Here is an 11165-nt window from a genome sequence, read left to right on the forward strand (position 1 = left end):
CATGACGGATACAACCTCCGCGCCACGCTACGCGCTGCGCGGTCTGCAGCTTATTGGCTGGCGTGATATGCAGCATGCGCTGGATTTTCTGTTCGCGGACGGGCAGATGAAATCGGGCACGCTGGTGGCGATTAACGCAGAAAAAATGCTGGCGGTCGAAGATAACCCGGAAGTGAAAAGCCTGATTGAGGCTGCCGAGTTTAAATATGCCGACGGTATTAGCGTGGTGCGCTCCATCCGCAAAAAGTTTCCTGGTGCTAATGTATCGCGCGTGGCGGGTGCAGACCTGTGGGAAGAGCTGATGGCGCGCGCGGGCGCAGAGGGCACGCCGGTATTCCTGATTGGCGGTAAGCCAGAGGTGCTCGCCCAGACGGCGCAGAAGCTGCGCAGCCAGTGGAATGTTAATATTGTGGGTCTTCAGGACGGTTACTTCAAACCGGACGATCGGCAGGCGCTTTTCGAGCGCGTGCGGGACAGCGGGGCGAAAATCGTCACCGTGGCGATGGGCTCTCCGCGTCAGGAGATCCTGATGCGCGATTGTCGTCTGGTCTGCCCGAATGCGTTGTACATGGGCGTTGGCGGTACCTATGACGTCTTTACCGGCCACGTTAAGCGTGCACCGAAGGTCTGGCAAAACCTCGGGCTGGAGTGGCTGTATCGCCTGCTCTCACAGCCGACGCGCATCAAACGACAGATTCGCCTGCTGCGCTACCTCTCCTGGCACTACACCGGGAAAATGTAATCAAAATGTAGCGCGATATGCTGGTCGCGCTGCAACTCCCCTGCAAAACTGCTGCGTTTATGTGCAATGCATTCATTTTTTTAATGCATCGTTTGCCATTTGCCCGATTTTGAGAAACCATTCGCCCGTATTTCAGTACCCCTAAAAAATAATAACCGGCAAAAAGCCGGGAAACAGCAAACACAACCGAGGATTTATGGCAGAGAAAAAACCGGAGCTACAGCGTGGGCTGGAAGCTCGACATATTGAATTGATCGCCCTGGGCGGGACGATCGGCGTCGGCCTCTTTATGGGCTCCGCGAGTACGCTCAAATGGGCTGGACCTTCCGTACTGCTGGCGTACATCATCGCCGGGCTGTTCGTCTTCTTCATCATGCGTTCCATGGGCGAAATGCTCTTTCTGGAGCCGGTAACCGGTTCATTCGCCGTTTATGCGCACCGTTATATGAGCCCGTTCTTCGGCTACCTGACGGCGTGGTCGTACTGGTTTATGTGGATGGCGGTAGGCATTTCGGAGATCACCGCGATAGGGGTCTACGTCCAGTTCTGGTTCCCGGATATGGTGCAGTGGATACCTGCGCTCATCGCCGTGGGGCTGGTGGCGCTGGCGAACCTTGCCGCCGTGCGGCTTTACGGTGAAATTGAGTTTTGGTTCGCGATGATCAAAGTCACCACCATTATCGTCATGATTGTGGTCGGCCTCGGGGTGATCTTCTTCGGATTTGGCAACGACGGACACGCGATCGGCTTTAGCAACCTGACCGAGCATGGCGGTTTCTTCGCCGGGGGCTGGAAAGGTTTCCTGACGGCGCTGTGTATCGTTGTGGCGTCGTATCAGGGCGTTGAGCTTATCGGTATCACCGCGGGTGAAGCGAAAAACCCGCAGGTCACGCTGCGTAGCGCGGTCGGTAAAGTGTTATGGCGTATTCTCATTTTCTACGTGGGCGCGATTTTCGTTATCGTGACCATCTTCCCGTGGAACGAAATCGGCACCACCGGCAGCCCGTTTGTCTTAACCTTCGCGAAGATTGGCATCACGGCGGCGGCAGGCATCATCAACTTCGTGGTTCTGACCGCGGCGCTGTCCGGCTGTAACAGCGGAATGTACAGCTGTGGCCGCATGCTTTACGCGCTGGCTAAAAATAACCAGCTGCCGGCAGCAATGGGCAAAGTGTCGCGTGCGGGCGTTCCGGTGGCGGGCGTGGCGGTCTCGATTGGCATCCTGCTGATTGGCTCATGCCTGAACTACATTATTCCTAACCCGCAGCGCGTGTTCGTTTACGTCTACAGTGCCAGCGTGCTGCCGGGGATGATCCCGTGGTTTGTTATCCTGATTAGCCAGCTGCGTTTTCGTCAGGCGCATAAAAAGGCGATTGCCAGCCACCCGTTCCGCTCCATTCTGTTCCCGTATGCGAACTATTTAACGATGGCCTTCCTGATTTGCGTATTAATCGGGATGTACTTTAATGAAGATACCCGCATGTCGCTGTTTGTCGGGATTATCTTCCTTGCCGCCGTGACGGTTGCTTATAAGCTTTTTGGCCTGGGACGCCGCGTGACCACGCAGAAAGTGGAGGATTAAGCGGCAAAATGTGCAAACCATAACCAAACGCGCATATTTTTCAAAAAAGCACTAGACAGCGGGGACGGAGGTACGTAATATCCAGCCCCGCAACGGCGCTAAGCGCCCGTAGCTCAGCTGGATAGAGCGCTGCCCTCCGGAGGCAGAGGTCTCAGGTTCGAATCCTGTCGGGCGCACCATTAACCCGGTGCTGGAGCTGCGGTGGTCTGAGAAGTAGTCAGTACCGCGTGAAAGAATACAGTGGTGGCTATAGCTCAGTTGGTAGAGCCCTGGATTGTGATTCCAGTTGTCGTGGGTTCGAATCCCATTAGCCACCCCATTATTTGAAAGAGTTGTGAATTGCGAAGGTGGCGGAATTGGTAGACGCGCTAGCTTCAGGTGTTAGTGTCCTTTGGATGTGGGGGTTCGAGTCCCCCCCCTCGCACCACGACTTTTAAAATGAATTGAACTAAAAATTCAAAAAAGCAGTACATCGGCGAGTAGCGCAGCTTGGTAGCGCAACTGGTTTGGGACCAGTGGGTCGGAGGTTCGAATCCTCTCTCGCCGACCAATTTTGAACCCCGCTTCGGCGGGGTTTTTTGTTTTCTGCGGTTTATTCTCCCCTGTAGCCATTCCCCGACAGCGCTGTGTCTGAATGTCGCGTTTCAGCGACAACTAACTTCATGAAATAACTCAATAATTTTTTTAGACGCTATTACTGTCGTTTTTGAGCGACACTTCAGCTCATTTTCAGGTGTGGGATGCGCGATAAGACGGTACTTATCGCCGAAAATTCCTTTTATCTTAAAATGTTGCGCAATGTAAAAGTTCTTCGTGTAACGTTGGCACGTTACGTGCAATAATATACGTGTAGATGCTCATTCCATCTCTTATGTTCGCTTTAGTGCCTCATAAACTCAGGAATGACGCAGAGCCGTTTACGGTGCTTATCGTCCACTGACAGATGTCGCTTCGGCCTCATCAAACACCATGGACACAACGTTGAGTGAAGCACCAAATATGTTGTCTTACAGACCTGTTTTAACGCCTGCTTTTATAGCAGGCGTTTTTTTATGGGCAAAAAAAAGGAGGCCGTCTGGCCTCCTTTTTCATTACGGCTGTGTACCGTTATTCTGCAGCGTTAGCAGCAGCCCGTCGCGCCGCATGGCTGCGGCCTCTTCCGGCTTATGCTGTTTATCCAGCGAATCAGCAAGCCAGGCGTAGTCAAACGCGTCCGGACGCTGTTTCAGCGCCGCGCGGAAGGCCAGGCTCGCTTCCTGCCATTCACCGTGCTTCATCAGCGATTGGCCCAGCGTGCTCCACAGCAGCGGACGGTCGCCCACGGTTTTGATCTGCTGGCGCAACACTTTTTCGATTTGCTCTGGGTTATTGGTTCTCAGGCGCGGGATCACCATCACCAGACGATCGTCGTACTGGCGCTTCAGGCCGTCGAGGAGGATCTCCTGAGCGGTGTCGTGGTCGTCACACTCAATCAGGTGTTCCGCCATCGCCACCTGCAGAGGGATCTGCTGGCGTGTTTTGCGGCTCTGATTCTTCCACCAGGTTTTCAGACCGTCGCTGCCCAGGTCGGCACGCGCCTGGTCCATCAGGCCAATCCACGCCAGACGCTGAAGTTCGTCACGATGCTCATCGTCGCCGACGTCGGCTTTCGCCATCGACGGGATGATGTCCAGCAGCGAGCCCCACGCGCCGGTACGGATGTAGGCCTGTTCAGCAAGGCGCAGCACTTCCGGGTGGCGCGGCGTAATTTCCAGCAGTCGGTCAACGCCGTGGCGTGCTGCATGGTTTTCATTACGGGCCAGCTGCAGGCGAACGCGGGTGATCTCAACCGGAATAGGATCTTTAGGAGACAGCTCAGACGCGCGCTCCAGATGCTGGTTGGCGCGCGCTTCATCTCCACGCTGCTGCGCAGCTTCTGCGGCCAGCAGGTAGTTAACCACCGGCTGCTCGGCGTGGTCGGCGTTTTTCGACATCAGCTTTTCAACCTGCTGATAATCGCCTTCGGCGAGCTTAAGCAGCGCCTGCTCGGTTTGCTTACGCGCACGACGACGCTTGCGGCCAACGAACCAGCCGCGAGTATGCGCGCCGGTGCGGAAAATACGGCGCAGGATCCACTCAACGGCAAACAGCACCACAACGCCGAGGATCAGGATGATCACTAACCCGGTCACACTGGTTTCAACGTTGTAGTTGTCGGTCTGGATCAGGACGTAACCCTGATGTCCCGCCAGCATAGGCCCAAGGACGATCCCGGCGATCAACAGTAAGAAGAGCAAGAGGACTTTTAACATGATCACTCTCCTTGTGGTGCGCTTTCAGGCGCTGGCGCGGCGGCAGGCGCGGCGGTATTCGGTTCAGCCGCAACGCCCGGCTGTGCCAGCAGGTTGCGCACGCGCGTTTGCATCAGCTTTTCCAGAATCGGCTGGCTGGACAGTTTGTCCGGCACGTTCATGGTGATGTTCTGCTGGCTCAGCGTGTCGATGTCTTCCAGGAACGCGGTGGTAGTAGCATCGTCAGTATTGTAGTAAGCGCGCACCCACGTGGAGACGTTGTCCAGCGCCTGCTTGTAGGTCTCTTCCTGATGGCGCGGCACGGCCTGTGCGGCAACCAGCAGGCGGGAGCGAATGTTCTCGCGCAGGTAGATATCCTGATTCGGCGCAAGCAGCGGGACGGCGGTTTCATCGCGGCGGCGGATAGTAATGAAGCTATCCATAAAGTTCTGCCAGCTTTTTTGCAGGTTCACGCGCCATTCGCTGAGCGAGCTGGACAGCTCCGTGCCGTCGGAGTCCATCGGGGAGTCGTCGTCGTTGTTATCGGCCAGCTGCAGGTTATCAATCTGGTTGGAGAGCTGATTAACCTTCAGGATGATGCCGTCATAATCCACCTGTGAAACGGCGGAGAGGCTGGCGATATCTTCGGTAATCGCACGACGCGCGGTAATAAGGCTTGGGTCGTTCATGTCTGCCAGGCTCGCATCGGCGCTTTTCAGCAGCGCGGCAGCGGTGGTGACGTCCTGATCGCTCCAGAGCTTACGCCCGGCCAGCTTCACCAGGAAATCGGCCTGTGAAAGCAGCCAGGTTTTCGCATCGGTACCGGAGATGGTGGCGACCTTCTGCTGCACTTCATCCAGCTGTTTAGTCAACGCCTGTTGCTTGCTGTTGGCATCAGCCAGCGCGGTGGCCTGCTGTTTGATCACGCCTTCCAGCTCGGTTTTTTGCGCTTCCTGTGCTTTTTGCAGCGCGGTCAACTGGCTGACGAGCGCATCGCTGGTCGCCGTCTGGTGAGTGCCTTGTTGCTTCACCAGTCCATACAGGCCTACGCCTGCGGCCAGCGCTATCGCGATGGCAATGGCGCTCAGCGCGAGGCTGGTTTTGTTGCTGCCGGTTTTCTTCTCAGCGGCCTTTTCAGTCGTCTCTGGCTGTGGGGTCAGATCCACAGTTTCCCTGGTCTCTTCAACCACGGCGGATGATTTTTCGTGTTCCGTCATTATGGCTTCCCATTATGAGAGTTGTTGTAATGCGCGCAGCAGCGCATCGTTGTCGGCGTTATCAGCGATCCGAATATCTTGCCAGCCCAGTTCCCGGGCCTGGTTCGCCAGACGCTCACTGACGACCAGAAGCCGACAGCGGAGTAACCAGTTTTCACGATACCATTGCGGAATAAGTGTCCAAAGCTGTTGCAGCATTTCACCGCTGGTCACCACCAGGGTGTTAATCCCGCGCGTATGCCAGCGCATGGCCTCTTCCGCGCCGTCATAATGTTTTGCGCAGCGCTGATAGCATTCGCAAAACGTTACGTCAGCCCCGCGTGCGCGCAGCGTTTCACCCAGCAGTTCACGCCCGCCATTACCGCGCAGTATCAGCGCACGTTTCCCGACAATAGTTTGTAATTCAGGTAATTGTAGCAAGACTTCGCTGATCTCCCGATCTAACGGGTAGAGAATTTCGCTTCCACTAACGGTATGCAGGGCCAGGGCGGTGGTGCGCCCGATGGCGAAATAGCGCGGTGCTGCAGGCCAGTCGCGCTGCTGCTGTTGCAGCTGCGCATGGGCAAAATCCACGGCGTGTTGCGACAAGGCAAAGAGCAAATCGCCTTCCCGAAGGGTATGTAGCTGGTCGGCAAGCATCGAAAGCTGCCGGCCAGGAGAGAACTCAATCAGCGGAAAACTCCAGGCCACCCGCCCCAGTGCGCGCAAACGGCTCACTAATTGTTCCCCTGCGGGAGAAGGGCGGGTGACAAGAATACTCATGCTGGGGGTTCTCCGTTATAGACCTCGGCCAGAATTTCACGCGCGCCGTTATTGAGCAACTCTTCTGCCAGCGACACGCCAAGCGCCTCGGCGTCCTGCGGCTTGCCGCGGCGTTCACCGCGAACCATCTGCGAGCCGTCCGGCGCGCCAACCAGCGCGCGCAGCCACAGCTCGCCATTGCTTAATTCAGCATAGCTGCCAATGGGCACCTGACATCCCCCTTCGAGGCGGGTGTTCATTGCGCGTTCGGCTTTTACGCGGATCGCGGTGTCGTCGTGGTTCAGCGGCGCGAGCAGCGCACGCGTGCGATCATCGTCCAGGCGGCACTCAATGCCCACGGCACCCTGGCCCACGGCCGGAAGGGAAAACTCGGGCGGCAGCGCCACGCGGATACGTGATTCCAGGTCAAGGCGCTTCAGCCCCGCCACGGCGAGGATAATCGCATCATATTCGCCGTTATCCAGCTTGCCGAGGCGCGTGCCAACGTTGCCGCGCAGCGAACGGATGACCAGGTCTGGCCGGCGTTCAGCCAACTGACACTGGCGACGTAAACTGGACGTGCCAACCACGCTGCCTACCGGCATCGCATCAAGCGAATCATAGTGGTTAGAGACAAACGCATCGCGCGGATCGTCACGCTCGCAGATGGTCACCAGCCCCAGCCCTTGCGGGAACTCAACGGGCACATCCTTCATCGAATGCACGGCGATATCGGCGCGGTTTTCAAGCAATGCCAGTTCCAGCTCTTTGACGAACAAGCCTTTCCCACCGACCTTGGCCAGCGGTGTATCAAGGATCACATCGCCGCGCGTGACCATTGGCACCAGTTCGACGCGTAATCCGGAATGGCAGGCTTCAAGGCGCTGCTTAACATAATGTGCCTGCCAGAGCGCAAGGGGGCTTTGGCGTGTGGCAATTCTCAAAACATTGTCTAACATGCTTGTTACCGTCATTATCAATCACTAACCATCCTAACATTGTTGACACTCGGATGGCAGTTTTACGGTGACGACGTAAGAAGAGGGACAGGGCTGCGCATGCATCAGCCACAGCCGTATTCAGGAATTTACACGTACAGAACGGTGCTACACTTGTATGTAGCGCATCTTTCTTTACGGTCAACCGGCAAGGTGTTAAATTGATCACGTTTTAGACCATTTTTTCGTCTGTACCACCATAAAGATAAGGGCGAAAAAGGGTAACGGTTATCTTTTTGAAATACTGCGGGCCCGCGGTTATTCGATTCTGGAATAGCCAGTGACGCCCGGGAACATCAGGCGATACGTCTTGTACCTCTATATTGAGACTCTTAAACAGAGACTGGATGCCATAAATCAACTGCGTGTGGATCGCGCGCTTGCTGCCATGGGACCTGCTTTCCAACAGGTTTACAGTCTGCTGCCGACATTATTGCACTATCACCATCCGCTGATGCCGGGCTACCTTGATGGTAACGTTCCCCAGGGCATTTGCCTCTTCACGCCTGATGAAACCCAACAGCATTACCTGACCGAACTCGAACTCTATCGCGGTATGCCGCCGCAGGAATCGCCGAAAGGTGAACTGCCGATTACCGGTGTTTACTCCATGGGAAGTACCTCATCGGTAGGGCAAAGCTGTTCGTCTGATCTCGATATTTGGGTTTGTCATCAGGCCTGGCTTGATAACGACGAACGCCAGCTGTTGCAGCGTAAATGCAGCCTGCTTGAAAGCTGGGCGGCCTCGCTCGGCGTGGAAGTTAGCTTCTTCCTGATTGATGAAAACCGTTTCCGCCATAATGAGAGCGGCAGTCTGGGTGGTGAAGACTGCGGCTCAACGCAGCACATCTTATTGCTGGACGAGTTCTACCGTACCGCCGTTCGCCTGGCCGGTAAGCGTATTCTGTGGAATATGGTGCCGTGCAATGAAGAAGAGCATTACGACGATTACGTGATGTCGCTCTACTCGCAGGGTGTCCTGACGCCAAACGAGTGGCTGGACCTGGGCGGCCTGAGCTCCCTTTCCGCAGAAGAGTACTTCGGCGCAAGCCTCTGGCAGCTCTATAAAAGCATCGACTCGCCGTATAAAGCCGTGCTGAAAACCCTGCTGCTGGAAGCCTATTCCTGGGAATACCCTACGCCGCGTCTGCTGGCGAAAGACATCAAACAGCGTCTGCACGACGGAGAAATCGTCTCCTACGGGCTGGATGCTTACTGCATGATGCTCGAACGCGTCACCGAATACCTGAAAGCCATCGACGACCACACGCGCCTTGACCTGGTACGTCGATGTTTCTATCTCAAAGTCTGTGAAAAACTCAGCCGCGAACGCGCATGCGTTGGCTGGCGTCGTGAAGTGGTCAGTCAGTTAGTTAAAGAGTGGGGATGGGACGAAGAGCGTCTGTCGATGCTCGACAACCGCGCCAACTGGAAAATCGACCAGGTGCGTGAAGCGCACAACGAACTGCTCGATGCCATGATGCAAAGCTACCGTAACCTGATCCGCTTTGCGCGCCGTAACAACCTCAGCGTTTCCGCCAGCCCGCAGGATATCGGGGTGTTGACCCGTAAACTGTACGCCGCGTTTGAAGCACTGCCAGGGAAAGTCACCCTGGTGAACCCGCAAATTTCACCGGACCTGTCAGAACCTAACCTGACCTTTATCTATGTGCCGCCGGGCCGCGCGAACCGTACCGGGTGGTATCTGTACAACCGTGCGCCAAGCATGGACTCCATCATCAGCCATCAGCCGCTGGAATATAACCGTTACCTGAACAAGCTGGTGGCGTGGGCCTGGTTTAACGGCCTGCTGACCTCGCGCACCCGCTTGTTTATCAAAGGCAACGAGGTGGTTGATCTCGCCAAGCTGCAGGAGATGGTGGCGGATGTTTCGCACCACTTCCCGCTGCGCCTGCCTGCGCCGACGCCAAAAGCGCTCTACAGCCCGTGTGAGATTCGCCATCTGGCGATCATCGTCAATCTGGAATACGACCCGACGGCGGCCTTCCGCAATCAGGTGGTGCATTTTGACTTCCGCAAGCTGGACGTCTTTAGCTTTGGCGAGCAGCAAAACTGCCTGGTCGGCAGCGTCGATCTGCTTTACCGCAACTCGTGGAACGAAGTGCGTACCCTGCATTTCAACGGCGAGCAGGCGATGATTGAAGCGCTGAAAACGATCCTCGGTAAGATGCACCAGGACGCCGCGCCGCCGGACAGCGTTGAGGTGTTCTGCTATAGCCAGCACCTGCGCGGCTTGATCCGTACCCGGGTGCAGCAGCTGGTGTCTGAATGTATCGAACTGCGCCTCTCCAGTACCCGCCATGAAACGGGCCGCTTTAAGGCGCTGCGCGTTTCGGGCCAGACGTGGGGGCTGTTCTTCGAACGCCTGAACGTGTCGGTGCAGAAGCTGGAAAACGCCATTGAGTTTTACGGCGCGATTTCGCACAACAAGCTGCACGGCCTGTCGGTGCAGGTGGAAACCAACCACGTCAAACTGCCGCAGGTGGTGGACGGCTTCGCCAGCGAAGGGATTATTCAGTTCTTCTTTGAAGAGTCAGGTGAGGATGCCGGTTTCAATATCTATATTCTGGATGAAACCAACCGCGCAGAGGTGTATCACCACTGCGAAGGCAGCAAAGAGGAGCTGGTGCGCGACGTCAGCCGCTTCTATTCATCCTCGCACGACCGCTTTACCTACGGCTCGAGCTTTATCAACTTCAACCTGCCGCAGTTCTACCAGATTGTGAACGTGGACGGGCGCGCGCAGGTGATTCCGTTCCGCACCCAGGCTATCGCACCGGTGCCGGCAAACCAGGATACCGCGCCGCTGTTGCAGCAGTATTTCTCCTGATTTCGTGAGCCCGGTGGCGGCTACGCCTTACCGGGCCTACAACAGCCCGAACCCGTAGGCCGGGTAAGCGCAGCGCCACCCGGCAACAAAACTACCTGAAACTGACGGTCTCACCCGCCTGCGCCGTCGCCGCCTGCTCCAGCAGATCCCAGAACGTTTCGCCGCTGCGGTCGCACACCCACTCGTCACCTTTCAGATCGAAATGGTAGCCGCCCTGTTTGGCCGCCAGCCAGACCTGGTGAAGCGGCTCCTGGCGGTTAATAATGATTTTGCTGCCGTTCTCAAAGCTTAAGGTCAGGATACCGCCGTTGATTTCACAATCGATATCGCTGTCGCCATCCCAGTCGTCAAGACGCTCTTCGATGGTCATCCACAGGGTGTCGGCAAGGCGATGGAATTCACTGTCGTTCATGGTGTTGTTCCTGTTTTTCGTGATGGCGGCAGTATAACGCTAAATAATTCCCGTTGCAGGAAAGCGGCAAACTCTTGCTTTTGTGTCTTCTCCTGCGATGATAGAAACAGATTTGAATTTACGGGCAACTTTATAATGAAAAACGTCTTCCGAACGCTTGCTGTTCTCATCACGCTGTTCAGCCTGACCGGCTGCGGGCTGAAAGGGCCGCTTTACTTCCCGCCTGCGGATAAAACCGCACCGCCGCCGACCAAACCTGTGCAAAGTGGCATCGAGTCTTCAACGCCGAATACGAACGATCGTGGCGACAATGGCGGTCCGACTCAGGTCAATATCTGACAATTTCGTTCTG

Annotated in this window: 9 protein-coding genes and 4 tRNA genes; 8 read left to right on the forward strand and 5 right to left on the reverse strand. The window is 56.1% G+C overall.

The features are described from left to right. Nucleotide 1 precedes the first annotated feature (1 nt). The 6 genes from wecG (at nt 2) to I6L58_RS13580 (ending at nt 2874) form a co-directional block, all read left to right on the forward strand. Nucleotides 2-742 carry a lipopolysaccharide N-acetylmannosaminouronosyltransferase gene (gene wecG / locus I6L58_RS13555; RefSeq protein WP_058610836.1) on the forward strand — a complete coding sequence of 247 codons (741 nt, stop codon included), beginning with the start codon at nt 2-4 and terminating at the stop codon, nt 740-742. Nucleotides 743-938: 196 nt separating this feature from the next. Continuing rightward, a complete protein-coding gene (thrP, locus tag I6L58_RS13560) occupies nt 939-2324 on the forward strand; it encodes a bifunctional threonine/serine APC transporter ThrP (protein WP_088209477.1) in 1386 nt (461 codons plus the stop codon). Between the two features lie 102 nt (nt 2325-2426). Continuing rightward, nucleotides 2427-2503: transfer RNA gene (locus I6L58_RS13565), tRNA-Arg, on the forward strand. A 64-nt stretch (nt 2504-2567) separates the two neighbouring features. Next, a tRNA-His gene (locus I6L58_RS13570) sits at nt 2568-2643 on the forward strand. Nucleotides 2644-2665: 22 nt separating this feature from the next. Then, nucleotides 2666-2751, forward strand: a tRNA-Leu gene (locus I6L58_RS13575). 46 nt (nt 2752-2797) lie between these two features. Continuing rightward, nucleotides 2798-2874: transfer RNA gene (locus I6L58_RS13580), tRNA-Pro, on the forward strand. 541 nt (nt 2875-3415) lie between these two features. On the opposite strand, the gene hemY is transcribed toward I6L58_RS13580, so the two are convergent. Genes hemY through hemC form a run of 4 tightly spaced genes read right to left on the reverse strand, consistent with a single transcriptional unit; the run spans nt 3416 to nt 7511 of the window. Further along, the gene (gene hemY, locus I6L58_RS13585) at nt 3416-4615 is read right to left on the reverse strand and encodes a protoheme IX biogenesis protein HemY (RefSeq protein ID WP_042322715.1); all 1200 of its coding nucleotides are present in this window, start codon (nt 4613-4615) and stop codon (nt 3416-3418) included. Nucleotides 4616-4617: 2 nt separating this feature from the next. Continuing rightward, nucleotides 4618-5811 carry a uroporphyrinogen-III C-methyltransferase gene (gene hemX, locus I6L58_RS13590; protein WP_088209478.1) on the reverse strand — a complete coding sequence of 398 codons (1194 nt, stop codon included), beginning with the start codon at nt 5809-5811 and terminating at the stop codon, nt 4618-4620. Between the two features lie 12 nt (nt 5812-5823). Beyond that, nucleotides 5824-6573 (reverse strand): uroporphyrinogen-III synthase, encoded by a 750-nt coding sequence (gene hemD / locus I6L58_RS13595; RefSeq protein ID WP_006179232.1) that lies wholly within the window; start codon nt 6571-6573, stop codon nt 5824-5826. Next, complete coding sequence (gene hemC, locus I6L58_RS13600; protein WP_042322718.1) at nt 6570-7511, reverse strand: hydroxymethylbilane synthase; 942 nt, start codon at nt 7509-7511, stop codon at nt 6570-6572. The genes hemD and hemC overlap by 4 nt, the downstream gene beginning before the upstream one ends. A gap of 349 nt (nt 7512-7860) precedes the next feature. Between hemC and cyaA the strand changes: the two genes are divergently transcribed. Then, entirely contained in the window at nt 7861-10401 is a 2541-nt protein-coding gene (cyaA, locus tag I6L58_RS13605; RefSeq protein WP_042322721.1) for a class I adenylate cyclase, read from the forward strand. 91 nt (nt 10402-10492) lie between these two features. Here cyaA and cyaY read toward each other — a convergent pair whose 3' ends face one another. Beyond that, nucleotides 10493-10813, reverse strand: a complete 321-nt coding sequence (cyaY, locus tag I6L58_RS13610) for an iron donor protein CyaY (protein WP_006179235.1) — start codon at nt 10811-10813, stop codon at nt 10493-10495. A gap of 135 nt (nt 10814-10948) precedes the next feature. Between cyaY and lptM the strand changes: the two genes are divergently transcribed. Next, nucleotides 10949-11152 (forward strand): LPS translocon maturation chaperone LptM, encoded by a 204-nt coding sequence (gene lptM / locus I6L58_RS13615; RefSeq protein WP_042322724.1) that lies wholly within the window; start codon nt 10949-10951, stop codon nt 11150-11152. The last annotated feature ends 13 nt before the right edge of the window (nt 11153-11165 follow it).

It is taken from the genome of Enterobacter cancerogenus (genome assembly GCF_019047785.1).
Lineage (GTDB): Bacteria > Pseudomonadota > Gammaproteobacteria > Enterobacterales > Enterobacteriaceae > Enterobacter > Enterobacter cancerogenus.

What these genes read in the sequence shown, in the direction of transcription:
- wecG (WP_058610836.1), top strand. Translation starts at nt 2, where the DNA reads ATGACGGATACAACCTCCGCGCCACGCTACGCGCTGCGCGGTCTGCAG.
- thrP (WP_088209477.1), top strand. Translation starts at nt 939, where the DNA reads ATGGCAGAGAAAAAACCGGAGCTACAGCGTGGGCTGGAAGCTCGACAT.
- hemY (WP_042322715.1), bottom strand. Translation starts at nt 4,615, where the DNA reads ATGTTAAAAGTCCTCTTGCTCTTCTTACTGTTGATCGCCGGGATCGTC.
- hemX (WP_088209478.1), bottom strand. Translation starts at nt 5,811, where the DNA reads ATGACGGAACACGAAAAATCATCCGCCGTGGTTGAAGAGACCAGGGAA.
- hemD (WP_006179232.1), bottom strand. Translation starts at nt 6,573, where the DNA reads ATGAGTATTCTTGTCACCCGCCCTTCTCCCGCAGGGGAACAATTAGTG.
- hemC (WP_042322718.1), bottom strand. Translation starts at nt 7,511, where the DNA reads ATGTTAGACAATGTTTTGAGAATTGCCACACGCCAAAGCCCCCTTGCG.
- cyaY (WP_006179235.1), bottom strand. Translation starts at nt 10,813, where the DNA reads ATGAACGACAGTGAATTCCATCGCCTTGCCGACACCCTGTGGATGACC.
- lptM (WP_042322724.1), top strand. Translation starts at nt 10,949, where the DNA reads ATGAAAAACGTCTTCCGAACGCTTGCTGTTCTCATCACGCTGTTCAGC.